Source organism: Nocardia xishanensis NBRC 101358 (assembly GCF_001613365.1).
Classification (GTDB): domain Bacteria; phylum Actinomycetota; class Actinomycetes; order Mycobacteriales; family Mycobacteriaceae; genus Nocardia; species Nocardia xishanensis.
The window spans coordinates 479,368-503,887 of record NZ_BDCF01000002.1 but is presented as its reverse complement, the minus strand read 5'-3'; the positions used below and the strand labels follow the sequence as shown (position 1 = coordinate 503,887).

General features: G+C 66.2%; 27 protein-coding genes and 1 pseudogene. 6 read left to right on the top strand and 22 right to left on the bottom strand.

From position 1 onward, the window contains the following. Nucleotides 1-361: pentapeptide repeat-containing protein (locus tag NX1_RS36800; protein WP_169812179.1), on the bottom strand; the 361-nt coding region annotated here is incomplete at its 3' end. Between NX1_RS36800 and NX1_RS38625 the strand changes: the two are divergent. Continuing rightward, a pseudogene (locus tag NX1_RS38625) lies at nt 326-490 on the top strand (pentapeptide repeat-containing protein); the annotation flags it as partial. The gene NX1_RS36800 and the pseudogene NX1_RS38625 overlap by 36 nt on opposite strands. 225 nt (nt 491-715) lie before the next feature. Here the strand turns inward: NX1_RS38625 and NX1_RS04555 are convergent. Genes NX1_RS04555 through NX1_RS04525 form a run of 7 tightly spaced genes read right to left on the bottom strand, consistent with a single transcriptional unit; the run spans nt 716 to nt 7,604 of the window. Then, nucleotides 716-1,576: an amidohydrolase family protein gene (locus NX1_RS04555; RefSeq protein WP_068054059.1), complete on the bottom strand. Its 861-nt coding sequence runs from the start codon at nt 1,574-1,576 to the stop codon at nt 716-718. Then, nucleotides 1,576-2,385 carry an SDR family NAD(P)-dependent oxidoreductase gene (locus NX1_RS04550; RefSeq protein ID WP_068054057.1) on the bottom strand — a complete coding sequence of 270 codons (810 nt, stop codon included), beginning with the start codon at nt 2,383-2,385 and terminating at the stop codon, nt 1,576-1,578. Before NX1_RS04550 ends, NX1_RS04555 begins: the two co-directional genes overlap by 1 nt. After that, complete coding sequence (locus NX1_RS04545; protein ID WP_068054054.1) at nt 2,382-3,920, bottom strand: long-chain-fatty-acid--CoA ligase; 1,539 nt, start codon at nt 3,918-3,920, stop codon at nt 2,382-2,384. The genes NX1_RS04550 and NX1_RS04545 overlap by 4 nt, the downstream gene beginning before the upstream one ends. A 40-nt stretch (nt 3,921-3,960) precedes the next feature. Continuing rightward, nucleotides 3,961-5,124: an acyl-CoA dehydrogenase family protein gene (locus NX1_RS04540; protein WP_068054051.1), complete on the bottom strand. Its 1,164-nt coding sequence runs from the start codon at nt 5,122-5,124 to the stop codon at nt 3,961-3,963. A gap of 3 nt (nt 5,125-5,127) precedes the next feature. Beyond that, nucleotides 5,128-5,955 carry an enoyl-CoA hydratase/isomerase family protein gene (locus NX1_RS04535; protein ID WP_068054049.1) on the bottom strand — a complete coding sequence of 276 codons (828 nt, stop codon included), beginning with the start codon at nt 5,953-5,955 and terminating at the stop codon, nt 5,128-5,130. After that, nucleotides 5,948-6,364, bottom strand: coding sequence for a Zn-ribbon domain-containing OB-fold protein (locus tag NX1_RS04530; protein WP_068054281.1), 417 nt, complete (start codon nt 6,362-6,364; stop codon nt 5,948-5,950). Before NX1_RS04530 ends, NX1_RS04535 begins: the two co-directional genes overlap by 8 nt. Nucleotides 6,365-6,377: 13 nt before the next feature. Next, nucleotides 6,378-7,604, bottom strand: coding sequence for a thiolase family protein (locus tag NX1_RS04525; protein ID WP_068054047.1), 1,227 nt, complete (start codon nt 7,602-7,604; stop codon nt 6,378-6,380). A 125-nt stretch (nt 7,605-7,729) separates the two neighbouring features. Between NX1_RS04525 and NX1_RS04520 the strand changes: the two genes are divergently transcribed. Together NX1_RS04520 and NX1_RS38330 are read left to right on the top strand one after the other, a co-directional pair. Then, nucleotides 7,730-8,563, top strand: a complete 834-nt coding sequence (locus tag NX1_RS04520; RefSeq protein ID WP_068054042.1) for a TetR family transcriptional regulator — start codon at nt 7,730-7,732, stop codon at nt 8,561-8,563. Then, nucleotides 8,556-9,389 (top strand): MerR family transcriptional regulator, encoded by an 834-nt coding sequence (locus tag NX1_RS38330; RefSeq protein ID WP_068054036.1) that lies wholly within the window; start codon nt 8,556-8,558, stop codon nt 9,387-9,389. Before NX1_RS04520 ends, NX1_RS38330 begins: the two co-directional genes overlap by 8 nt. 483 nt (nt 9,390-9,872) lie before the next feature. Here the strand turns inward: NX1_RS38330 and NX1_RS04510 are convergent, their stop codons facing one another. From NX1_RS04510 to NX1_RS04505, 3 genes are all read right to left on the bottom strand, one after another. Beyond that, complete coding sequence (locus NX1_RS04510) at nt 9,873-11,279, bottom strand: selenium-binding protein SBP56-related protein (protein ID WP_068054032.1); 1,407 nt, start codon at nt 11,277-11,279, stop codon at nt 9,873-9,875. A gap of 392 nt (nt 11,280-11,671) precedes the next feature. Continuing rightward, nucleotides 11,672-11,794, bottom strand: coding sequence for a hypothetical protein (locus tag NX1_RS38325; RefSeq protein ID WP_281216019.1), 123 nt, complete (start codon nt 11,792-11,794; stop codon nt 11,672-11,674). Between the two features lie 109 nt (nt 11,795-11,903). Further along, a complete protein-coding gene (locus NX1_RS04505) occupies nt 11,904-12,821 on the bottom strand; it encodes a LysR family transcriptional regulator (protein ID WP_068054029.1) in 918 nt (305 codons plus the stop codon). Between the two features lie 267 nt (nt 12,822-13,088). Here NX1_RS04505 and NX1_RS04500 point away from each other — a divergent pair, with 267 nt between their 5' ends. Both NX1_RS04500 and NX1_RS04495 read left to right on the top strand, forming a co-directional pair. After that, nucleotides 13,089-14,006 carry an alpha/beta hydrolase gene (locus tag NX1_RS04500; protein WP_157119527.1) on the top strand — a complete coding sequence of 306 codons (918 nt, stop codon included), beginning with the start codon at nt 13,089-13,091 and terminating at the stop codon, nt 14,004-14,006. Nucleotides 14,007-14,011: 5 nt separating this feature from the next. Beyond that, a complete protein-coding gene (locus NX1_RS04495; RefSeq protein WP_218024047.1) occupies nt 14,012-14,821 on the top strand; it encodes an NAD(P)H-binding protein in 810 nt (269 codons plus the stop codon). A 73-nt stretch (nt 14,822-14,894) separates the two neighbouring features. Here the strand turns inward: NX1_RS04495 and NX1_RS04490 are convergent, their stop codons facing one another. From NX1_RS04490 to NX1_RS04460, 8 genes are all read right to left on the bottom strand, one after another. Then, the gene (locus NX1_RS04490) at nt 14,895-15,311 is read right to left on the bottom strand and encodes a YkvA family protein (RefSeq protein ID WP_068054021.1); all 417 of its coding nucleotides are present in this window, start codon (nt 15,309-15,311) and stop codon (nt 14,895-14,897) included. A gap of 356 nt (nt 15,312-15,667) precedes the next feature. Next, the gene (locus NX1_RS04485) at nt 15,668-16,537 is read right to left on the bottom strand and encodes a class I SAM-dependent methyltransferase (protein WP_068054018.1); all 870 of its coding nucleotides are present in this window, start codon (nt 16,535-16,537) and stop codon (nt 15,668-15,670) included. Next, nucleotides 16,515-16,895, bottom strand: coding sequence for a peptidase inhibitor family I36 protein (locus tag NX1_RS04480; RefSeq protein ID WP_068054015.1), 381 nt, complete (start codon nt 16,893-16,895; stop codon nt 16,515-16,517). The genes NX1_RS04485 and NX1_RS04480 overlap by 23 nt, the downstream gene beginning before the upstream one ends. Nucleotides 16,896-17,021: 126 nt before the next feature. After that, nucleotides 17,022-17,990, bottom strand: a complete 969-nt coding sequence (locus tag NX1_RS04475; RefSeq protein WP_068054012.1) for an AraC family transcriptional regulator — start codon at nt 17,988-17,990, stop codon at nt 17,022-17,024. Nucleotides 17,991-18,035: 45 nt separating this feature from the next. Then, nucleotides 18,036-18,167 carry a hypothetical protein gene (locus NX1_RS38320; protein ID WP_281216018.1) on the bottom strand — a complete coding sequence of 44 codons (132 nt, stop codon included), beginning with the start codon at nt 18,165-18,167 and terminating at the stop codon, nt 18,036-18,038. A gap of 26 nt (nt 18,168-18,193) precedes the next feature. Then, a complete protein-coding gene (locus tag NX1_RS04470) occupies nt 18,194-19,330 on the bottom strand; it encodes a 2Fe-2S iron-sulfur cluster-binding protein (protein WP_084500958.1) in 1,137 nt (378 codons plus the stop codon). A gap of 15 nt (nt 19,331-19,345) precedes the next feature. Then, entirely contained in the window at nt 19,346-20,833 is a 1,488-nt protein-coding gene (locus NX1_RS04465) for a phytoene desaturase family protein (protein ID WP_068054002.1), read from the bottom strand. Further along, complete coding sequence (locus NX1_RS04460) at nt 20,830-21,246, bottom strand: nuclear transport factor 2 family protein (RefSeq protein WP_068054000.1); 417 nt, start codon at nt 21,244-21,246, stop codon at nt 20,830-20,832. Before NX1_RS04460 ends, NX1_RS04465 begins: the two co-directional genes overlap by 4 nt. 123 nt (nt 21,247-21,369) lie before the next feature. Between NX1_RS04460 and NX1_RS04455 the strand changes: the two genes are divergently transcribed. After that, the gene (locus NX1_RS04455; RefSeq protein WP_068053999.1) at nt 21,370-21,933 is read left to right on the top strand and encodes a PadR family transcriptional regulator; all 564 of its coding nucleotides are present in this window, start codon (nt 21,370-21,372) and stop codon (nt 21,931-21,933) included. Between the two features lie 64 nt (nt 21,934-21,997). Here the strand turns inward: NX1_RS04455 and NX1_RS37685 are convergent, their stop codons facing one another. From NX1_RS37685 to NX1_RS04445, 3 genes are all read right to left on the bottom strand, one after another. Beyond that, nucleotides 21,998-22,216, bottom strand: a complete 219-nt coding sequence (locus NX1_RS37685; protein WP_307649845.1) for an AMP-binding enzyme — start codon at nt 22,214-22,216, stop codon at nt 21,998-22,000. 140 nt (nt 22,217-22,356) lie between these two features. Further along, nucleotides 22,357-22,629, bottom strand: a complete 273-nt coding sequence (locus NX1_RS36795; protein ID WP_068053997.1) for a helix-turn-helix transcriptional regulator — start codon at nt 22,627-22,629, stop codon at nt 22,357-22,359. Nucleotides 22,630-23,294: 665 nt separating this feature from the next. Further along, nucleotides 23,295-24,512: an MFS transporter gene (locus NX1_RS04445; protein WP_068053993.1), complete on the bottom strand. Its 1,218-nt coding sequence runs from the start codon at nt 24,510-24,512 to the stop codon at nt 23,295-23,297. Nucleotides 24,513-24,520 lie beyond the last annotated feature (8 nt).

Sequence of the window (24,520 nt, the reverse complement as noted above, 5' to 3'; positions counted from 1 at the left end):
GAGGCGCGGCAGGGTGTCTCGTGAATGAACGATTTTCAACACTTTTGGGCGGAGCGCCCACAGGGGCCGATACGACAGTCGGCGGCCAATCCTGCGGCTCGACATTGGCGGGCTTCTGGCTGATATCCAGAGCCCAGTCGACCACCGGTGCTGGAGGACCCCACTGCTTCGGCCGGACAAAAGAGATGGTCTCAGTACCGAAATCTACCTGCACGAACGATGCGTCACCGGAGAAGGTCGTGCCACCGAAGTCGGCGGTGCTGGAGAACGTGGCGTTGCGGAACACGGTGGTGCTGGAGAAGGTTGACCTCCGCCCCTCAGCCGAATACAGCTGGTCGACAAGCGACTTCGACTTCCGCACAGCACATCTCGAGAACGTCGACCTCAGCGAGGTGAATTCTCGGGCGCTGCCCGGTTCGGTGACGCGACCTTCTCTGGCACCGCAAGGTTCGGTGGCGCGACCTTCTCCAGCACCGCCGAGTTCCGCGACGCCACCTTTGATCTTGAGCGAAGCCCTTGGGTGATGAATCCTCTTGCGACAGAAGCAACCTCAACCCAAGGGCTTTGGTGGATAGTGTGCATGACACCGGCTATGCCGGTGCGTCCGAAGACACTGTCAGCCGGCAGATTACGTCCAGCCCGCACATCACTCGGCCGACGCCGCCCCGGTTTATGGCCGCTGACCAGCAAATACACGGCCGATCAGCGAGGCACTCTAGAGTCGGTAGATACGTTCGGCGTTGGTAGCGAAGAACTTCTCGAGCTGGACTCCGTCGTCCGGAGTGAGCACCTCGTCGAAGACGCGAATCAAGTCCCCGTAGGAGCCGGCGAGACCGTCGACGGGGAAATTGCTGGCGAACACCATGCGGTCCCAACCGAACCGGTCGACGCAGCACTCGATCCAGGGCCTCATACTTGCTTCGCTTATCTCGAAGGTAACCATGGCGAGTCCGGAGACCTTTACAGCGGCGTCGGTGTTGCTGGCGAAGCGAGTCAGGGACTGCTCCCATGCCTGATAGGACCCCTCATCAGCTCCGAGAGGCCATCCGGCGTGCTCCAGAACCACCCGCAGACGCGGGCGGTCGGCAACGAAGCGGGTCCATCGTTCGAGCGTGTCGGGTCGAGCGACCAGATCGAGGACGAGATCACGCTGGATCAGCCAGTCGGCGAGTGTGCAGGCGGCGTCACCGTCCGGGTCGAGGCCTTGGAGGACTCGGATGCCGCGCAGTCGGCCGGTGTCGAACTGGGCGTCGAGGTGTGCGCGAAGCTCGACGCTGTCCAGGGCCGGGTCCACGGATCCGACGCAGCCGACTTCGAAGCCCGAGTCGGCGGCGACACCGTCCACCCAACGTAGTTCGTCCAGGTAGTGCTGGGTTCCGGCCACGGCGGAGACGTGGATCAGCTTCGACACCCTGGCGTCCCCGATGCTGCGACGGTAGTCGGCGGGGAGGTAGTTGCTGTGCAGGTTCGTACCGGTCATCTCGCTGACGTTCCGGATGTACTCGTACCAGGGGTTCGCCTCGACGTCCCACCAGTGGACGTGGGCGTCGACGATTCGGTTGATTTGCGCAATCATCAGTTGAACACCGACCCGCCGCAGACGTTGATCGCCTGCCCTGTGATGCCGCGCGCCCGGTCGGACGCGAGGTAGAGCACCATGTCCGCGACCTCTTGCGGATCAAGCAGGCGGTGCTGCAGCGACTGGGTGAGGATGTACTTCTCCATCACGACCTCATGGCTCTCGCCGGTGAGCGCCGAGACGCCATCCAGGAGTCCGCCCTTGCCGCGCACCAGTGGCGTGTCGACGACGCCGGGGCAGACCGCGTTGGCGGTGAGCTCACCGAGTCCCAGGATGCCGAACTCCTGGGCGAGCGTGCGGGTCAGGCCGACGACCCCATGCTTGGACGCGCTGTACGCGGAGTTCCCGACGCTGCCCTGCTTCCCGGAGATCGAAGCGATGTAGATGACGCGTCCGGATCGTGCCTGGACCATCTGCGGAACGACGGCCTTGGTGACGCGGTAGGTCCCGACCAGGTTGATGTCGACGGTCGCCCGCCACACATCCTCGTCGCCCTCCCAGGACAACACCCTGGTGCCGACGACTCCGGCATTGTTGACCAGGATGTCGATCCGGCCCAGACGCCGGTTGGCCTCCGCGACCGCGGCGCCGATCTCCTCACTCGAGGTGACGTCGGCCTGCACAGCGATGACCTTGCCTCCTGGCGTCCGCCGACTGATTTCGGCCGCCACGTCCGCCACGGATGGGTCGACATCGACGACCGCGACGCTCGCGCCGGCGCCGGCGAGCGTCTCGACGACGGCCCTTCCGATTCCTTGTCGTCCGCCGGTGACGAAGGCGACCTTCCGGCTCAGCGAGGTACTCATCGGACCAGCTCCTCGAGGTCCTTGCGGTTGATCTTGCCGACTACTGTCTTGGGCAGGCTGTTGAGGAAGGTCACCTTCTTGGGGCACTTGTAGCCGGCCAGGTGGCCGCGGCAGTGCTCGATGATCTCCTCGGCGCCGACCTGCGCGCTGTCGCGGACGACGATGACCGCATGCACGAGTTCACCCCAGCGTTCGTCCGGGGTGCCGAGGACGGAGCATTCGAGGACGGCGGGGTGGGAGTGGATGACGTTCTCGACTTCGCTGGGATACACGTTCTCGCCGCCGCTGATGATCATGTCCGACTTGCGGCCGGTAAGGAACAGGAAGCCGCGGTCATCGAGATAGCCCAAGTCTCCCGTGTGGTACCAGCCATTCCTGAGCACATCAGCCGTCAGGTCCGGGTTCTTCCAGTAGCCGACCATGACGTGCTTTCCCCGGACGCAGACCTCACCGATCTGACCAGGTTCGACGCGCTCGTCGTCAGCGTCGACGACCTCGATCTCTGAGCAGATCGCCGCTCTTCCTGCGCTGGCCAGCAGGTGGCTGTCTTCCCCGTCGAGGTGGTGGTCCGCGGCGTCGAGCATCGTGATCGGCCCGCCCGCGGTCTCGGTAGCGCCGTACCCCTGAGCGAACAGCGGCCCGAAGACGGTGATGGCGCGCTTGAGAACCTCGGCGGGGAACGGGCTACCGGCGTAGGTGAGTGATCGCAGGCTGCTCAGATCGTAGGAGTCGAGCGCGGGGTGGCCGGTGAGCCAGCCGTAGATGGCGGGGACCAGGTTCATATGAGTGCACTTCTCGTCCTGGATGAGCCGCAGGATCTCATCGAGGTCGGGCTTGCGGTTGATGACGACCTTCCCTCCGACCAGCAGCAGCGTGAGGATCGGCCACCAGGAGACGTGGAAGATCGGGAGGACGAAACACGTCGAGTCGTCCTTGGTGATCTCACCGCCGAGGCCTGCTGCTATCGCGGCCGTCAGCAGGTTGCGGTGGCTGAGCATGACCCCCTTGGGGGTGCCCGTGGTTCCGCCGGTGTACATCAGGACAGCCAAGTCGTCCTCGGACACCCGATAGAAGTCCGGATCGGGCTCATGATCGGGCGCCTGGGCCAGGGCCTCCTCGTACGCGACGAAACCGTCCACGTGATTGTCGAGAGAGAGGCCCCGCCGGAGTGCCGAGGTCGATGAGAGCAGGGCGGAGGCCAGCTGCTCGTATCCGTCACCCACGACCATGACCACGGCGTCGCTGTCGTTGACGATGTACTCGAGTTCGGGCTCGCTGAGCCTCGTGTTCAACGGGGTCACGCTGACACCGAGCTTGGCGGCGGCCAGGTACGTCTCGAGATATCGCGCGCTGTTGTCGGACAGGATCGCGAGCCGCTCGCCGGGTTGCAGTCCCAGATCGATCATGGCGTGCGCCGCTTGATTGACCCGCCGGTTGAGGTCGGCGTAGGTCAGCCTCGTGCCTTCGAAGACGACGGCGGTTCGGAAGCCGTGCCTGGCGGCTCCGTGCCGTGGCAGGTCGGCGAGTGTGTACATCAGTTCCTCCGATAGGTGGGCAGGCTCAGGCGATGATCGGTCAGGCCCAGGATTTGGGCAGGCCCTGGAACTGCATGAGCATGTTGCGGCTCATTTCGTTGGAGATCGGCGAGAACTGGATCTGGTAGGAGTCACGCGCGAACATGGAGACCGGGTACTCGTTGCAGATGCCGTAGCCACCGAAGATCTCGGTGCCGTAGGTGCCGGCGTGCCGGGCTCCTTCGGCCGCGACGAGCTTCGCCATCGTCGCCTCGAGGTGGTAGGGCTGTCCCGTGTCGCAGAGCCAGGCGGCCTTGTAGGTGAGGTTCCGGGCATTCTCGAGGTGGATGCGCATGTCCGCGAGGTAGTGCTGGAGTGACTGGAACCGGCCGATCGGACCACCGAAGGCGTGCCGTTCCTGGACATAGCGCATGCAGTAGTCGTAGATGGCGGCGATGGCGCCGACGCCGAGCATGGCGACCCCGATGCGCTCGGGGTTGAGCACGGTCATGATCTCGCGGTAGGCCTGGCCACGGGTGCCGATGAGGTTGTCCTTCGGCACCACGACGTTGTCGAAGGTGATCTCCATGCTGTCACAGTGATGACAGCTGATCTTCTCGACCGGGCGCATGGTCAGCCCCTCGGTCCGCCGAGGAACGATGATCGTCGACCAGGATTCGCGGCGTCGGGTGTCACGTTCGGTTCGGCAGACCGTGAAGATCAGGTCTGCGGCGTGTGCGCCGGTGATGAAGATCTTGCTGCCGTTGATGACCCAGGAGTCGCCTGCGTCCTCGGCGAAGGTCGACAGTGATCCGAGGATGTCGGTGCCTCCGCCCGACTCCGTGAGGGCCATCGAAGTACGCAGTCGGCCTTGGGCCAACCGGGGTAGGTAGCGCTGCTTCTGCTCGTCGGTCCCGAGTTCGGTGAGGAAACGCGCGCCGAAGCCGATCACCGTTCCGACGGCGAGGGCGACGGACATCGAACGCTTGCAGATCTGCTCGTAGGCGATCATGGTGTCGACCGAACCGAGGCCCTGGCCGCCGTACTCGACCGGAACGGCTGCGGCGAAGAGGCCGAGGTCGGCGAACTTGTCCCACAGCTCGTCGGGCGGGAAGTCGACGTTCTCGTCCATCCACCGGACGTAGTCGTAGTTCAGTTCCTTGTCGCAGAACCTGTCGAAGGTCTCGGCGATCGAGCGCTGCTCATCGGTGAATGAGAAGTCCATGGGTCAGGCTTTCTGGTCGGAGTCGACATTGGCGGCGCGCTGGCTCTTGACCAGTGCGTCCGGGTTCTCACGGAACATGGCCATGGCGGCCTGGATGTCGGGTGCGTGGTTGAGCCACTGGATGGCGTTGCGCTCCAGCGCGAGGGCAGCGTCCAGGCTGGGCGTTTCCAGCGACCGGGCCAGCACTTCCTTGCCCATGCGCAAGGCGATCGCCTTCTTCCCGGCGATGTTGGCCACCGTCTCGGCAAACTGCTCCTCGAACCGGTCGGCGTCGAAGACTCTGGTCAGGAGCCCCATCTCGTAGAAGTCCCGCGCGGTGTAGTCCTTGCGACCGCTGTAGATGACCTCGCGGGCTCGATGCAGCGGCATGGCTCGAGTGATCCGCACGGTCCCTCCCCAGCCGGGCAGCAGGCCCATGTTGATCTCGGTGGCGCCGAACCTGGCGGAGTCAGTGGCGTAGACGAGGTCGCACATCAGCGCCAGCTCGAGACCTCCGGCCAGGCAGTGGCCATGGACCTTGGCGATCACGACCTTCTCGCACAGCTCGATGGCCTTTCCGATCTCGTAGCCCTCGTGCGCCAGCCAGTTCAGTGCCGCGGTGTGGTCGGCCAAGGAGGGGAAGATGTCGAGGTCACCGCCAGCGCAGAACGCGCGCCCGGCGCCGGCGAGGACGACCACGCTCACACCGTCCTCGTCTCGGACTCGCCGGAAGCCGGCGAGCAGCTCGGCCGCCATGGTGCGGTTGATCGCGTTGTACTTGTCAGGGCGATTCAGCGTGATGGTCGCGACCGGGCCGTCGACCTCATAGCTGATCGTGGAGTAGTCAGCCATCGATGTTCCTGTTCTGGGCTGGGCGGAAGTAGGGAAGCCGGAAGTCGCCCCGTTCGTGGAAGACCACTTCGACCTCCGCGCCGATGGCCACCTCGGCCGGATCGCAGTCGACAATGCGAGTCATCATGCGCACGCCTTCCGGGAGGTCGATGTAGGCGATGGTGTAGGGAAGCTCGTCCATGAACCTCGGCTCGACCATCGAGTACGCGGTCGAGAAAGTGAACACCCGTCCGCGGCCCGCCGACTCGATCCATCCGAGGTCCGCCGACCAGCACTCCGGGCACCGCTTGCGGGGGGCGAAGATCCTCGCCTCGCACTGCCGACAGACCTGGACGAGCAGCTTTCCCGCCCGAGTTCCTCCCCAGAACGCCTCTGTCCAGGGTTGCACCTCGGGCACCGGCTTCGACATGTCGAAATCCACCTCAGGCGTCCCTTCCCCAGATAGTGGCGATGTTGTTGAAGCCCGAGCCGCCGGCGCTGTTCTGGTAGACGAACCTGCAATCGGCGACCTGGCGCCTTCCCGCGCGACCCATCAGCTGGCGTGCGGTCTCGACGTAGCACGCGGTTCCCACCCCGGATCCGGTGTGGCCTCGACCCGGGGCATCGCCGATCGTCGACCAGGCGATATCACCCCCGAACGACATCCGCCCCTCGGCGAAGTACCGAGCCCCCTGGCCCGCAGGCGCAACTCCGAGATTCTCCGCCATGAGCGGATGTGCCAGTGGGTAGGCGACATACACGTTCCACAGATCGATGTCCTCGCGTGCCACTCCGGCGCGAGCCATCGCTTCCGCTGCGGTGACCCGCACGCCGTCGGCCACCGTGTCGAAGTCCCGTGCCACGCAGGTTCCGCTGAAGTAGCGCGACGAGTCACCCAGCTTGTACGCCGCCGGCGTACCGAGCTCCTTCGCCTTCTGGGCCGACACCACCACGAGGGCAGCACCGCCGTCCGCGAGGACGTTGCTCTCACGCTTGTGTAGAGGGGTGTTGAGCAGCTCCGAGCCGAGGACCTGCTCGACCGACGGAGCGGGGCGGCCGTAGAACAGCGAATAGGGATCGTGCTCGGCCCAGCTGCGCAGTGCGGTGACGACCGAGGCCATGTCTTCCGCGCTGGCACCGGACTCGTACATGTACCGGTTCGCCAGGAGCCCCATGATGATGTTGTAGGTGGTCCCGTACGGGTACTCCCACTGCATGTCGACGCCTGCTCGAGCGAACGCGTCGATCTGCTGGGCGAGCGGCATCGTCGAGTGCACGGTGACCTGCTGTACAAGCACAGAGTCGGCGATACCTGAGGCGATCCACTGCTCTGCCAGACGCAGGGCGTTCGACGTCGAGGCGCCGCCCGCGTTCACCATGGCGCAATCGCGCACACCCCTCAGGCCCAGCCGCTCGGGCAACTGCCCGTAGGCCAGTTCGGTCTCGATGACGGGCTGCGCGATCGGCGCTACCGAGATCACGCCCTGGATCTCGTCCTTGCCGATCCCAGAGTCCTCAACCGCCTCGATGCACGTGTCGAACACGATGTCCCACGGAGTCCGCTCAGGCATCGACGCCGTCGGCACCTCGCCGATCCCGACGATCGCAATGTCACCCACGCTTGTTCCTCTCACCTTGCCGGCATCCGCAGCGCCACCGCCGATGCTCATAACTATAAGACGGTACCGTCACGTTCCGGAGTTGAAACTAGACGACCTTCGGCGAGAACGCAATGACCGCGGCGGGAAGGACCTGACCGGCGAGGAGCCTTAGACTTGCAGCGATAGGAGGGCAGATGACGACCGGTGTTCGACACCTGAAGATGGCCGAGCTGAGTTCGTCGTCGGGTCTCCCCGCATCGACCATCCGGCACTACCTGCGCCTGGGCCTGCTTCCCGAGCCGCTGCGTACCGCCCCGACGATGGCCTACTACGGACCCGAACACCGGGAACGGCTGATGCACATCAGGCGTCGCCTCGAGGCAGGCGCGACGTTGCAGGAGGTTCGTCGGGAACTGGCCGGCCAAACCTCCCCACCGGCGCGAGCCGAGGACGATCAGCCAGTGCATTCCAGTCAGCGGGCGCGTCTGATCGAGGCCGGGTCTGCCGTCTTCCTGCGCGCTGGTTTCGAAGCGGCCAGTATCGAAGATGTGGTGGCCCGAGCCGGCGTGGGCAAGGGCGCCTTCTACCGGCACTTCACCGGAAAGCGTGACCTTCTGGCCGCATGCATCGCGAGTGAACTCGACTGGTACGACGTTGCCACGAGCGGTGGCGAACCATCGCTGGAACGACTGATGAGCCACCCGGACCTCTTCGAACATCGCCGTCTTCGCGCCCTGATCAGCCTGTTCGCTCTACTCAGACAGGCCGAAGCGAGTGGTGGCACGACCGACCATGACGAAGCCCTTCAGGAAGCGCGTGCGCGACTGCGAGCGCCACTCGAAGCCGACCTGCGGGCAGCACAGGAAACGGCCGGCGCGTTCGCGGGTGACGAACGACTGCAAGCGGAGATGCTGCTCGCGGCTGCCGAGTACGCCTTGGTCTATGCCGCGAGGTCCGGCTCGGGCCAGATCTCGGACCTCATCCGGCGCGGCTGGAAGATCGTCCTGGCGGGACACATCCGTGCCTGAGCACACCGTCGATGCACAGTGGACCGTCTCCGACCTGGCGGAACGCTCCGGCCTGCCGGTCTCGACCATCCGGTACTACGTACGCCAAGGACTCATGCCGGCCGGCCAACGCCTGTCTCGTACCCGCAGTATCTACAACCAGGAGCACCTGAAGGCCCTGGAGACCATCAAGGCGCTGCGCGAGGCCGGGGTCCCGCTCACCGAGATCCGGTCACACGCGAGCCCTGACACCGACGCATCCAGTGACTCCGCCGTCGCCGAGGCACGACGCAACGACCTGCTCGAGGCAGCAACCAAGTGCTTTCTCACCGCAGGCTTCGCGGGCACGAGCCTCGGCGCAATCGCGCGCGGCGCATCAATGAGCAAGGCCACGCTCTACCACCATTTCTCCTCGAAGGAGGAGATCTTCATGGCGTGCGCCGAGCGGGTGTTCCACCGCCTCTATGCCGACATCTGGCCTGCCATCAGCCAAGCGCAGACAGCGGACGAGCGCCTGCGCTTCCGCTGGCAGGCGTTCGTCGAATCCTTCGCCGATTGGGCTCCGATGATGGACCTGGTCCGGGGCTTGGCCATCGGAAACCGTACCTTCAGCGAGGAGTACCTCCGTTTGATCGACACGATCGTCGCACCGCTCGCTCGCGAGCTGGCGATGCTCGATGCTGGGCTTCGCTTCGATGGCGACGCGGAATTCGTCTCCTACATCGTGATGGGCATGGCGGAAGCCGGAGCTCGGGCACTCAATGAAGAACGCCACGACGCCGATCATGTCCGGCAGTACCTCGAGCGCATACTGGCAGTGCCGCCCAGCCGCGCCCCGGACGCTTGAGCGGGTCGGCCTCGGGACTGCCGACCAGGACTTCGCGTCTTGGTGACCGACAGGCGCAATCAACTCAGAGGGATGAGGAGCGGTGCTGTCCCGCTTCTGCGTGGACGGAAGAAACTCCCGCGAACGCCGCAGTCATATCGTCAGGCCCTTCCTTGGATGCTGCCCCGCTCTCACCACACTAATTAGAAGATGGCTCTGAATAATCCGGCTCGAGACCACGGGCGGCAGAACAGAACAACCACGTCGACGTCGCGTTGCCGACCACCCCGGAAGCAGCCCGGCCGAGCATGGCAACCGACACGACGATCGTCCCGCTACGCCGACGAGGCTGCTGAGTTCAAACCCCAAGCCGCCTGGGGCTTTCGGCGAGCACCTCTGGGGAGGATCTCCTAGCGCCAACAGCGTGGCCAAGGTTTGACGTGTGCGGACACTTCGCCGACCGGGCATACGCGGTAGAGATCCAGTGGTCCCCGCTCGACCCGACTACCGGTAGCAGTAGGAGTCGGAGGAAGCGTCGCCGCCCTGGAGGCGCACCTGGTGCACCCGCAGACCTCGAAAGTCCTCGTCGTGCGGGAAGAACGACTCGTCGATGGTCATTCCGCCGTCGGGATCGATGCGCATCACGGCCATCCAGGCGCCAACCCCATCCGGGTAGAACTGGTCGTCCCACGCGCCATAGAGCGAGTTGGTGACGTAGACCCGCCGACCGTTACGGCTGATCTCGACCATCTGGGGGCCGCCGGCAAGCTGCTGGTTCGGCGCGGCCGGGTGGGCGGTGCGGCCCACGATCCCGCCGAGCCGGACCGACCCGGTCTCTTTCGGGTCTGCCGGATCGCGCACGTCGAACTGTTTCAGCTCCCCGGTACCCCAGCACGAGACGTAGAGGTATGCGTCATCGACCGACAGGTCGATGTCGGTGACCAGTGGCGGCACCGCGCCGAACGGTTTCAGTGCCGGCGGCAGCAGGTCGGGATCGGCCGGCTCGGCCGGGATGGTGATCACCTTGTCGACCGCCCACACGCCGCCGTCGCGGTGCCAACGCCACACGGAGGCCGACAGATCCTCGGTCGAGATCACCACGCCGACGAACCCCCAAGCGGCGTCCGGATCGTGCGACGGGCGCAGCTCGAGTGCCATCTGGTATTGCTCGCCGAGATCGATCCGCTGCTGGTGCCGACCGGCGCTGAGGTCCCAGAAGTGGATCGCGTGGCCGTACTTGTTGGCCAGCAGCAGCTCCGGGTTCAGCCCGTCCTCGATCATGGCTGGGGTGCCCCACTCGCTGCTGATCAGCGTGTTCTGATTGAGATGCCACCAGGCGTCGTACGCGAGGTATTGCGGCCCACGGTCGGTCTCCCATTGCCGCAGCACATCGAACGTGCCGTGATCGAGCAGCGCGATCCCGCCCGGCCCGTCCGATCCGTCTGCCCCGCCGAGGCAGGTCATGAACACACCGTCCGGCCCGCAGTGCAGCGTGTGTGGACGGGAGTAGCCGGCCTTGGCCGCGAGCTCGGAGCTGTCCACGATCTTGGACAGGGTGGGCTGGCGTGGGTCGGGCTGGGTGTCGAACACGTACAGGCGCGACGAGCGCAGACCCGGCACGATCAGGTACCGCCGAGCCAGCCCCTCCATCTGGTGGCCCTCGTGCTTCAGCGCGCTGCTGCAGGCGTTCCAGCCGAAATGGTGCAGCTCGTTGCCCAGGTGGGGTACCTCGGTCCAGCCCACCACCTGGCCGTAGGTGGCCGAGCCCGGATCCACATCGATTACTGACAGCGCATCTGGCTTCTGTGCCGCGCGGTCGAACGCAACAACGTATGCGAGCCGCTCCGGTGGCGCGGCCGCCGCCTCCGCTGCGCTCCGATAGAAGGTCGGGTCCAAGTCTGAGTGATTCATTTCCAGCCTCCTTCATGTCGATAGGCGGAGATCCACGCACCTCGCCCGATCTGGCGGTTCCGAGGCGAGCGCGACCCGTGTGGTCGCGTGCCGTATGGCGCGGGCAGCCAATAACAGTCTCGGCCTATCGACGCAGATGCACCAGCTACCGCCGGCGCGGCGGCAGAGTGCGCGGTAGGGCGCAGTTCAGTCGAAGAGCGTCAGCCGGAGAATCTGGATGCATCGTCACCGCGCAGCCCACGGATTGCCTTACCCATGTCCGGATGGGGGCTCCGAGGCCAGAGTCAGCACCTTCGGTTTGTGTCAGGCCGGTTCTGTCTGCGGGGCGATGGCGGGCAGCGCCTCGAGGCTGAAGCGGACGGCCTCGGCGCCGTATTCGAACATCTGGCGCTCTAGTCGCCGATCGCGCCGAGGAGGTCGCGGCCTCCGGTGAGGCAGCGGCGGAGCAGGTCGGCGTCGCGCAAGGCGGTGTCGGCGCCGTTGCCGCCGGTCGGTGAGGTGGCGTGGAATGGCATCGCCGAGCAGCGTGACCGGACCGGGCGCCCGGCGTTCGCCGGGCCTCGACCACTCGGATGGAGAGCGGCGCGACGGCACGATTGGCCTCAGTGATCGACAGCGTCACCCTTATGCGGCATCCCGTCGCCGATCGTGACCGACAACGGCACGGACCTCGGCTATCAACCGTGTAATCAGGGGCTGGGGCGCCTGGTCGGTCCATACGACAGCCAGGTCGAAGGGTTCGGCGTCGGTGAGCTGGACCCAGCGCAGATCGCCGATGGGCATCGCGGCGCCGAGCGGCTGCGGCGCGATCCAGATACCGCGGTTGCGGCCGACCTCGAGCAGGCAGTCCTCCACGGTGGGCACTACCGGACCGAGCGGAGCTGAGCGGCCGTCAGGTCTCGGGTCGGCGATCCAGAACCGTTGTGCCTGTTCAGAGGTGAGGACATCGGGACGCAGGACAGGATCCTCGGCGATGTCAATGAGCGTCACAGTCGTGCGGTGGGCCAGAGGGTGGCGCGGCGACAGCGCCACGGCACGGGGATCGCGACGCACCGTCGCGTGGTGAAGACCGGCGTCAGCGATCGGCAACCACATGAAGGCCGCGTCTGCGCGCCCGGTGTGAAGAAGTTCGAGTTCGTGCTTGGGGTGTTGGGCACTGCTCAACATCACTCGCAGCCCGGGGACCTGCGTCTCGAGTGCATCGGCCACGGCGACGGCGAACAGCGCGGTAGCGGCTGGACAGCAGGCCAATCGGAGAGTGCCGGTCTGGGCGTCGGCGACCGCGCGCACTCGTTCGACCAGACGGGTGAGGTCGTCGATGACCGTCGCCGCGCCGAGCGCGAGTTCCTCACCGGCAGAGGTTAGGAGAACACCGCGCGAGGTGCGCACCAACAGCGCCACCCCCAACGAACGTTCCAGCTGTTGCACGTGCGTTGACACCGCCTGTTGTGTCAGGTGCAGCGCTACACCGGCGCGGGTGATGGACCGCTGCTGCGCCACGGCCAGAAACGAACGCAGATGCCGAAGATCGAGCTCGCTCACGGCATCACCCTAGCTGTCACAACGATTCGTGGTGCCCTGCCACAGAGGATCGCTGTTTCCGTCCCGCCGCTGGCGTCGCCAAGATCATTCGCAGGCAGTGCAACACATTCGAACCGGGGCAGCGTGAGCGTCCGCCCAGCGCACGCGGACGCGCCGACATGCCCGGTGTGACTCAGAAAGAACAGGATGAGAAGTGACCAAGCCACGAACTGACCGGCAAATGCATGCAAATTCGATATCAACGGGCGATGGCGGGCCCACCGTGCATTGCGCCATTGTTCGCATGAAAGGCATTTCGTGACGACTCAACACAAGGTCAGCTTCCCCAGCGGGGACGCCACCCTCACCGGCACGCTGTTTCTCCCTGAGAGCAATGACCCAGTTCCTGGAATTGTGGTGGCTGGGACTTGGACCAGTGTCAAGGAGCTCATGGCCGACCGCTACGCCGAACAACTCGCCGACCGCGGGTATGCCGCGCTGTCGTTCGACTTCGCCGGCTTCGGCGAATCCAGTGGCAAGCCGCGCGAGGTGGAGAATCCGGCACGCAAGGTCGACGACATCCACCACGCCGTGACGTTCCTGGCTGCGCAGGCGTCGATCGACGCCAACCGGCTGGGCGCGCTGGGAATCTGCGCGGCCGCGATGTACATGGCAGGTAACGCCGCCCGTGACCCGCGCATCGGCTCCCTCGCCCTGATCGCGCCATGGCTGCACGACGCGGCCATCTGCGAGCTCGCCTACGGTGGGGCGGACGCGGTCGCCGAGAAGATTCAGATCGCCAAGCAGGCTCGGGCGCACTTCGATGAGACCGGCGAGATCGACTACGTCCCGGTGGTCAGCGCGACCGACGCACACGCGGCCATGCCCTACGACATCGACTTCTACCTCAACCCGGCCCGCGGCGGGATTCCCGCCTGGCCCAACCGTTTCGCTCTCATGGCCTGGGAGGGCTGGCTCAGCTACGACTCCATCGCTTTGGCGCCACAGATCACCCAGCCCACCCTGCTCGTGCACAGCGAGGACGCCGCGATCCCCGACGGTGCCCGCCGTTTCCACGCCGGACTCGCCAGCCGTAAGGACATCCTGTGGACCCAGGGCAGCCAGTTCGACTTCTACGACCAGGAGCCCCAGGTCACGCTGGCCGCAGACACCGCCGCCGCACACTTCGGAAGGACCCTTCGATGATCCTCGTGACAGGCGCCACCGGCAACGTCGGTGGCGAAGTGGTCCAGGCGCTCGTCCGGGAGCAGCAGCCGGTCCGCGCGTTGGTACGCGAGCAGACCGACCTGCCGGTCGAGCAGGCCGTCGGCGATCTGAACGAGCCGGCCTCGCTCGCCACCGCCCTCGACGGTGTCGGTGCGGTGTTCCTGCTGCCCGGCTACCGCGACATGCCGGGCCTGCTCACCGCGATGCGGCAGGCAGGAGTGAAACGAGTTGTGTTGCTGTCCAGTCTGGCCACAGTCGCCACCGACACCCGAAATGCTGTCTCGGAGTTCATGATCCGGTCCGAAGGCGCAGTCCGTGAGTCCGGTCTGGCCTGGACTTTTCTGCGTCCCAACGCGTTCATGTCCAACGCACTGCGCTGGCTGCCCCAGCTACGGTCCAGTGACGTCGTCGAAGATGGTTTCGGTGATGTGCCCATCGCATCCGTCGACCCCTATGACATCGCGGCCGTCGCCGTGCGGGCACTGCTCGACTCCGGACACGAGGAACGCATCCACATGCTGAGCGGCCCGCAACGGCTGTTGCCGGCCGAGCGGCTGGCCATTCTCGCACAGGTGCTCGGTCGCGATCTGCGCTTCCATCCGCTCACCGATGAGCAGGCCCGTGCCGACATGAGCGAACGGATGCCGGAGGAATATGTCCACGCCTTCCTCAGCTTCTACAGCGACCGGACACTCGACGAGTCCCTGATCTACCCCACGGTGGGGGAGGTGACAGGCCATCCACCTCGTACTTTTCATCAATGGGCAGTGGCTCACGCAAACGACTTCCGCTGAATCTTCTGTGAGGTGTGAGAAGACTGAAACTCCGGACCGCACCGCCGCCGGGTGTGTCGGAGAACCGAACGATTTACGACGTCGGCAGCCCGGTGAGCCGGGCGAGCGCGGCGAATCCGTCGTCGGTGCCCTGCCAATGTTCGCGGACCGCGGCGCCGCTGGCGGTGCGGACGACGCTGCGCAGGACCGCGGTGATGATGATGGCGTCGTCGGCGTAGCCGATGAGAGGGATGAAGTCTGGTATCAGGTCCAGCGGTGAGGCGAGGTAGGCCAGGACCAGCCACAGCCGGATCCGAACGCCGCGGGGCAGAGACCGGTCGGCGGCCAGGCGGCGGATCAGGCGCAGGGTGTCGGGCAGAATTCGCAGCGCTTCCCGGAGCAGCCCGCCGCGAGGACGCACAATCACCAGCGCGACTACCAGCGCGAGCCAGGTCAGCAAGAGCGCGGCCACGACGCCGATCAGCAGATCCAACCAGAACGAACCGGTCACAGCGATAGTCCACCATCTTGTGGTCCGTAACCGAAACCCCCGCTTGTCCGGCGGCGAGAATGCGGTCTGCACGCGAGATCGCACCGATCACCAAGGAACAATGCCGGACCCGTCACGGTTCAGTCTCCGGTCGCCGGTTGTAGATCAGGACCGCGACGGTGTGGGTGCCGATCTGGCGGCGCCGCTTGGTCAGCTCCATGTCCGGCACCTCTCTGCCCCGGGTGGCGAGCGCGTCGACGGCCCCGGCATCCAGTACGGTGCGAACGGCGTTGATAGTTTGTGCAGTTCAGAGGCTGATGCCGGAGGTGCTGGCCGTCGCGGCAGGTTGTGGTGTGAGTCGACGTGGCGGGCAGTCCTCAGCGGCGCGCGCGCAGTATGCGGATCGCGCGCAGTGCGCGGGGCGGTTCGTCTCCGAATTTTGTGGATCCGTCGAGGTAGCGGGTGATGAGGTCGGGCGCGGAGTGGTCTTCGAGGTCGGTGAAGCCGAGGGCGCGCAGCTGTGCGGCGATGTCGTCGGGCGTGAGGTAGCTGAGCACGGGTTCGCCGAGGTCGGCGAGCCGATCGGCGCGTGCCTGTTGGTGCGCACGTTCTTCGTCGCTGTTGGCGGGCTGCAGGTAGTCGAAGACCACCTCGACCGGCTGGGCTTGACCAGCGATGTATTCGAGAGTGGTGTGGGCGGCGTTCGGAGTCAGATAGAAGACGACGCCGAGCCACAGGAATACGGTGGGGTCCGTCGGTTTGAATCCGGTGGATTCCAATCCTGCTTTCAGCGTCTGGGTTTCGAAATCGACCGGCACGAAGGTCAACGTCTGAGGGCGGTCGATTCCGGCGGTAGTGAGGCGTTCGCGTTTCCACGCTTGGGTGGCGGGGTGGTCGACCTCGAAGACACGCAAGTCCGGGAGAGGATTGCGATAGGCGAAGGTGTCCAGGCCTGCGCCGAGGATCACGACCTGCCGCACACCAGCGGCGATGGCCGCGGCCACGGCGTCTTCGGCGAAGCGCGCGCGTGCGGCGAAGAACAGTCGGCGGGGTCGATCGCTGGCCCCGTCGCCGGGGTGATTGGTTGTGGGCGTGCCCGATTCGGCCAGTTCCTCTGCGGTGAGGCCGAGCAGACGTGCCGCCAGGGGGTCGGTGAAGATCTGTGGTCGGTCAACGATCTGGTGATAGGCGCGGGCGTACGCGGTGATGAGCGTACTGCGAGCCTCAGCCGCAGACCCACAGGGCATCGGCCTTGTTGTCACCGTCGGCGGGCACATTGCCCTTGCTGTTGTCGGGGACCGAGACGAGGAGTTGCCACTTCTGACCGGTCCAGTTGTAGACGCCGACCGTCTTTCCGGTGCGGTTCCAGTACGAGCTCAGACGATCTCCCATTCCTCCGTTGCCGATGTCGTGCAGCAGGCAGTTGTTGTCGACCTGCACGAACATGCCGGTGCCGTCGCGGTGGTCGTAGCCGCAGAACAGTCCGCCCGGGCAGTCGTAGGCCGCCGACGCCGGCGTCGGCGCGAGGGCTGCGCCGTACCCGGCGACCGCGATGGTGGCCGCCGCCGCGACGCTGAGACGGCTGAACAATCTGAGTGGCAACATGATTGACCCTTCGAAGCCGGTGGGATCGAGTATCGGTGGGCGGAAATCCGCCGCACTCATGATGGGTGGACCGGACCGTCCGCGACTATCCACCTCGCGCGAGTTCTGTCCGGGCTGCGCGGTTCGTCAGGCGCGCAGCGTCACCGACGGCGGCACACCCCATCGCCGCCGGTACAGGGCCGAGAAACGGCCCAGATGCCAGAATCCCCAGTCCGCGGCCACCGCGGCGACCGTGGTCGTCGTGGGGTCCGCGGCGACCAGCGCGGAGTGCACGCCCACCAGCCGGGCTTCACGCAATCGCGCCGTCGGTGTGGTGTCGAGGTATCGCCGGAAGCCCTCCTGGAGACTCCGCACCGAGAGTCCCACCGCCTCTGCGATATCGGTGACGGTGAGCATTTCGTGCGCATGGTCGGCGATGAGTTGCTCGGCCAGGCGGATGGGTCGTGGCGTCGACTTTCCGGGGGCGTCGTCGAGCAGGAGTTCCGAACAGCTGTTCGGCTGGGCCAGCAGGAATTGGGACATCATCAGCTGCTCGACCTGCGGCCGCAGCCGCGGATCCAGAAACAGGCCCGGACCTTCGGCGTCGGTCCGCAGCATGCGCAGCGATTCGAACCAGGTCCGAGCGGCCGGTGATCGCAACTGCATGGCGATGGCCATCCGCAACGGACGATCCGGCGGCCGGCCCAGCATCCGCCGCAAATGGTCGTCCAACGCGGCACGGTCGAATCGGACCAGGAGTTGCCTGCTGCTCTCGTGCCAGTTCATGTCCAGGGGCGCGTCCGGGTCCGGAACCGAGGCCACCGCCGGGTCGCAGGCAATATCGGCGGTCCCGTCGAGCACCCGGACCCACCCGGCCAGCGGTATTTGAATCAGGCGGAAGGTTTCGATGGGGTCGGTCCGGATCCGAACCTGAACCCCGTAATGCTTGTAGACCAGGCCGATATCGCCGTACCGGACGATATTGCAGCTGGCCTCCATGGTGGAGGCGCCAGGGTCGAGCCGGTGCTCGCGCAGGATGCCGGCCATCCCCGCTCGGGCCACCTCGGGGTCGTCGGTCCGAAAATAGCGATGCCCCGACAGCGGTTCGACGAACATTCCGACTGCCCTCCCGGCAGCAGGCGCCGCGCGAACGGGCCTGGATCAGTGGATGTCGACGATATTGTCCGTCGGACACCCGGGACACAGCTGAGTATCGCCTCCGAAGTCGATCTCGGTCTCGAAAAGTGCTTCCGGGCCGACACCCTGGACGATCGGGAACAGCAGATCGCTCACCCGCGCGGCCCGATAGTGGCCCGAAATCACAGATCGAGTTCCACATCGCTGATCGGATAGGCCACACAGGAGTGCGTGTAGCCGAACCGTGCGTCCGACAGCCGCATTTTGGCCTCCTCGGCGGTGTGTACCTCGCCTTTCACGACGCGCACCCGGCACAGGCTGCATTCGCCGGAGCGACAGGCAGCCTCGGGGCGAATGCCGTTGTCTTCCATCGCGTCCAGGAGCGGGCGGTTACGCGGGGTGCGGAAGGAGGCGCCGCTCACGGTGACCGTGACCTCCTCCGTGGGGTCGACGCCGATCGGCCAGTGCGGCTGCGCCGTCGGGTCGCTGGGTGCGCCGTTGGCCTCGAAGCGAATTCGCTTGCGCGGCTGGCCCAGCGCGGTGAGCTGGTCGAGGGCGTAGGGGTAGAGCGCCTGTGGGCCGCACACGTAGACCATGCGTTCGTTCAGCTCGCCGGCCAGTGCGGCGATGGTGTCGGCGGTGAGATAACCGGTGGCACCGGTCCAGTCGGCATCGGGTTCGGCGATCACGTGGTCGACCGTGATCCCGGGATGCGCCGCCGCCAGGGCGTCGAGCTCGGCGCGGAAGATCACATCGGAGGCGTGGCGGGAACCGTAGATCAGGTGGAGGGAGCGGTCCAGGCCGAGGTCGGCGATCTCACGCAGCATGCTCATCGCCGGGGCGACACCGGAGCCGCCGGCGAGGAAGACGACGTCGTTGCCGTGGAAGAGCGGGTTGTGGTGGAAGGTGCCCATCGGGCCGGAGGTGGTCAGTATCTGCCCGATCACGACGGTGTCGATGAGCAGGTTGCTGATGCGGCCGCCGGGAACGCGGCGGACGGTCAGGTCGTAGTGGCCGCGCTGGGTCGGGGACGAGGAGATCGCGTACGGGCGGCTGGTGCCGTCGACGAATACGTTGACGTACTGCCCGGCCGAGAACGGCGGCAGAGCGGCCTGGTCGAGGCCCTGCATCCGCAAGGTCTTGGTGGTGGGGGTCTCATCGATGATCTCGGTGACGACCAGTTGCAGCCGCTTGGGATGATAGGCGTCGACGGTGGCCCGAGTCTCGGCCAGGTGGTCGCGAGTGTCGGGGATGCGGGCGTCGATCTCGGCGAGGATTTCGGTCGCGCCGTCGAATCGTTGTGCGAGAGGGTGTGTCATCGGAATCCTCGGGGTTCAGGCGGCTTTGGTGCGCAGGAGGCGGCGGGCGACGCGCGCGCCCGCTTCGAGAGTGGGTTGGAAGCCGCCGATTCCGGACCAGGAGCCGGCCAGGTGCAGTCCGGGAACGTGGGGGCGGCGTTCGCTGTTGCGGAACAGCCAGCCTTCGGTGGCGTCCTGGTCGTAGCCGTAGATCGCGCCGCCGGGGTGTCCGAGGTAGCGCATCATCGTCAACGGCGTCGCGACGTCGACCTCCTCGATGGCGTCGCGGATGCCCGGGGTGATGGTCTCGCACAGGTCGAGCAGGGTCTCGGCGTAGGCGAACTTGGTGCGCGCGTACTCCGAGGGGGCGACGTTCTTCCAGATGTCGGCGTATTGCAGTGTCATCAGGCTGACGTGGGTCGCGCCGGAGGGCGCGAAACCGATCGGTGCGACATCGTAAGAGCTGACGCAGATTCCGCGCGCGGGCTCGAACGAACGCCACGAGTCGTAGGTGCGGTCGTCGTCGCTGTCGCGGTTGACGAAGGTGGTGCTGGTGGTGAAGCCGAGCTCGGCGGGGGTGGCGTCCAAGCCCATGTGCAGCACGAAGCCGGACACACCGATCCGGCGGGTGGAAAGGTCGTCTCGGACAGCGGCGGGCAGGTCGATGCCGTCGAGCATGCCGTAGGTGGTGGGAAGCGAGGCGTTGGAGATCACATCGGAGGCGGTGATTTCGGTGCCGTCCTCTAGTCGGACTCCGAACGCGCGCCCGGCCGTGGTGAGGATGGCTTCGACGCCGGTGTTGAATCGCACCTCGCCGCCTGCGGCGAGGAAGGCGTCCAGGATGGCGGTGGACATGGCCTGTGAACCGCCGCGCACGTGCCAGGGCTTGAACTCGAAGTAGGCGAACAGCGTCAGCGCCAGGTCCTGGAACGCCAGCTTCGACGGCGGCTGGCCGAGGTAGGTCCAGTAGATGCCGAGCGCGGTCTTGAGCCGCTCGTCGTCGAAGTACTCGTCGAGCACATCCTTCAGCGGACGCAGCCCGTAGGTGAACAGCACCGGGTCGATCTGCTCGACCGGCATGCCGCGCATAGCGGCGATCTGCCAGAACGTCACCTGCTGGAGCAGCTCGAAGAATCGCGCGGCCCGATCGCGATTACCGGGGAACTCCGCCTCGATGGCCTCGATCGCGCCGTCCCAGTCCGCGGGCAGGGTGAGATCCAACTGGCCGGGGATCACGGCCCGGTACAGGTCGTGCTCCTGCACGAACTCCAGCTTGTCGGCGATACCGAGTTGCTGAAACAGCCCCTCGCGCAATGAGAGCGCTTGGCCCTCGACGCCGACGCCGGAGAGCTGGTGCAGTGCCACCTCGAACTCGAAACGGCCACGGCGGAACGAGGTTCCGCACCCGCCGGGCACGTTGTGCCGCTCAAGCAACAGGGTGCGGGCGCCCGCGCGCTGCAAGGTGGCGGCCGCGGTCAGCCCGGCGTTGCCCGCGCCGATGACAATCGCGTCGTAGTCGGTCACGCCCCGGCCCCCTCACGGGCGAGCTGCGCGGCGGCCTCGGTCTTGATCTGCTCGAACTGCTCACCCATCCGCGCCGCGAGCGCTTGGGCCGCTGACAGCGGACGCACCATCACCATGAACTCGTCGATCCTGCCCTGCTCGTCGAAGTGCAGGAAGTCGCAGCCGGTGATCTGCTTGCCGTCCACGGTCGCCTCGAAGACGAACGCGTGGTCGCGCCCGTCGGCGTCGGCGATCTCACGCACGTAGCGGAAGTCCTCGAAGACCCTGATCACCGCGCGCAGGATCGCCGCGGTGATCGCCTTGCCCGGATACGGCTTGAACGCCACCGGACTGGTGAACACCACGTTGTCCGCCAACAGCGCCTCGATGGCCGCCTCATCGCGGGCCTCCACGGCCGCTCGGAAGGGGTGCATGCCTCCACCTTTCATACTCAATTTGTTGAATAAGTGGCTATGACGGTAACGAGGTCTCGCCCTTGTGTCCAGAGGCGCTGACGCAAATATTTGAATAATCTCTTCACGTGCTAGATTGGGTGGATGGCGCTACGTAACGCGGTGTTGGCCGCCCTGCTCGACGGCGAGGCCTCGGGCTATGACCTGGCCAAGAGCTTCGACGCCTCGGTCGCCAATTTCTGGATGGCCACCCCGCAGCAGCTGTACAAGGAACTCGAGCGGATGGCCGCCGACGGGCTCATCGAGACCCGGGTCGTGCAGCAGGAGCGCCGGCCGAACAAACGCCTGCACACCATCACTCCCGCCGGGCGCGCCGCTCTGCGCGAATTCATAGCGTCGCAAGCCAAACCCACCGCCATCCGCGACGAGATGATGGTGAAGGTGCAGGGCATGGACGTCGAGGACGCCCCGGCGGTCCGCGCGGCGGTGGCCGAGCGGATGGAGTGGTCGAAGGCGAAACTGGCCCGCTACGAACGCCTGCGCACCCGTCTGCTGGACGGCCGCAGCGAACAGGCCTACCTCGCCGAGGCCGAACGCGTGGGCCCCTACCTGACGCTGCTGCGCGGAATCTCCTTCGAACAGGAGAACATTCGCTGGGCGGAGTTCGCCCTGGCGGCGATCGACCGACGCATCGCCACGCACGCGTAACGGGCCAGTGCCGCGGGCGCGCTGCCGCCGACGCGCTCGATGAGCCGGCGGCAACGGCCCACGGTCAGCGCGCGGCTTCCAGCTCGCGCCAGTCCTTGCGCAGGATCTTGCCGGTGACCGATTTCGGGATGGCATCGACGAATGCGACGTGGCGGACCTTCTTGTACGGGGCGACCCGCCCGGCGACATAGTCGATGACCTGCTGGGCATCGAGGTCGGTGTCGGCCCGCGGCACGACGAACGCCTTCGGCGTTTCTTGGCGATCTCCTCGCTGGTGTACCAAGCGTGCACTGCGGTGGCGGCACTCGCGTTCGCCCGCGACCGATTCGGTGCCTGACGCCAGCGTCGTCGACCCAAGGGCGCGGGCCGTGCCACTGCGGTCGATCGGCAGAATCCGTTGTGTCAGAACAACTGTCGGCTCATCTAGTGTGAACGGCCGAAACTGGTCAACGGCGACGCCCCGGCGGATTTCGCGTGGTGTGGCGTTCCACCGGCGTCGCGCATGGCGAGTGAGGATGGATCGGTCGGCGAGCCGACGAGATGAGCGATCTGTCTCGTCGGCATCTCGGTCGTGGTCAGGTAGCGGTGCGCCTGTCGCCGACGGACGTCGTCCAGAATCGTTGCGAACGAGGTGTTCTCGGCGGCGAGTCGGCGCTGCAAAGTGCGGGGGTGCATGGTCGACAGCGGCGCGATCACTGCGATCTCCGGTGGGGTCGTGCCAAGGCGCCTTTGGAGTAGCAACTGCACTCGTTCGGCGTGCGCGCCCACCGGGGTCCAGCTCGGCCAGCACCGTCAAGGCCAGGCGCATCAGATGCTCGTCGCCGCCACGCAGAGGACGGTCGATGAGGCTTCTTGGCGCGCGGAGTGCGGCGGCGGGGCGGTCCGTGCGCACTGGTGCGCCGAAGAATTCCTCGTAGACGACGAGGGGCGGGCGGACGATAGGGGAGATCGACGGATCGGAGCCCGTAGTAGAAAACTTCTCGGTTCACGATGGGACAGCGAGAACCGACTTCGGTATGTCGACGCAGCACGCATCACACCAGCGCAAGCAACTCGGTGTCTGCCGTAACGGCGCAACTCCAGGTAGCCATTATTCCCTCTTCAGCGCATAACCGGGACTTCGGATCTCCTCGTAGAGAACGGGACACAGCCAACATGGCGCACGCTTTCGGCCGGATCGATCCGACGACTGGTTCCGAGCGGTGTACGCGGTGGCATCGGCCGAGACGGTGCGCGTTGTCGACTTGCGGGTCTCGCTGTCATCGTCCTACCCGTGTGCCGTCCGTCGAGGGTGCGCGGCCGCGATGTAGCAGCACCCGGTCAAGCGGGATCAGGCAGCAATGAGGTCGGTCATGATCAGGTCATTTCGGTCCGGGTTTCGGGATGCTCGCGGTCGACAGCGCGGCGGCCGCGGCGGCGAGGGCGGCTAGGAGCAGGAAGGTGGTGGCGTAGCCATCGAGGGCGGAGGCCAGAGCGGTCGCGGCGAACGGCGCCGAGGCCATGGTGATCATCAGCGGTGCCGAGAGCAGGCCGGTGAGGTGCCCGTAGTGCCCGGTTCCCCAGCGGTCGCTGACCGCGGTGGCTTGCAACAGGGTGAACACTCCGCGCGACATGCCGGCGGCGATCGCCGCCGCGATCAACGTCCATGCGGTGGTGAAGACCCCCAGCAGGGCGGTGGTCGCGGCGATGGCCAGCAGGATCGCCACGGTGCGGGTGCGGATGCTGGTGCGCGCGGCGAACGCGGAGTAGCCGATACGGCTGGCGACCTGCCCGGCGCCGCCGAGCCCGAGCGCGACCGCCGCCAGTCCGTTGTCGAGACCGCGTTCAATCAGCAGCGGCACCAGGGTGACCACCACCGCGAACGACGCGAAACCGGCGGCGCTCAACGCGAGCGCCAGCGTGAGGAAGGGGCGGCTACGGACAATCGGCCCGGGATCGGTGAGGTGTGCGTGCTCAGGTTCGGTGACCGTGCGGGGCGGCCACGGCAGCCGCAGCCCGAACCAGTGCCCCGGCACGGTCACCACGGCCAGAACCATCATGAGCACCAAATATGTTGCACGCCAATCCAAGTGCGTGGAGATCGCGGCGGTCAACGGGGCGAATACCGTCGAAGCCAGGCCCGCAGCCAACGTGAGCACTGTGAGAGCACGAACCCTGTTGGGGCCGTGCCAGCGGGTCAGCGCGGCGAAGGCGGGGGGATACAGCATCGCCGCCATGGCGATGCCGGTCAACAGCCAGCCGGCGAAGAACCACACCGGATGCGATGCGGTCGCCACCACGATCAGCGCCGGGATCGCCAGCATCGACCCCGCGCTCATCACGCCACGGGGACCGTGGCGGTCGATCCAGCGTCCGACCGGGATCCCGGCCAACGCGGACACGAGTTGTCCGGCGGAGAAGGCGGCGGTCAGGGCGGTGGCCGACCAGCCGGTGTCGGTGGTGATGTGCCCGAGCAGCACGGGAAAGGCGTAGAACAAGATTCCCCAACTGGTGATCTCGGTGACGCACAGCACCACCAACACCCGGCGCAGCCCGGCCGAGGTGACGACCGGCTGTGGTGGAGCGGGAACAGCCTCCATCACGACCG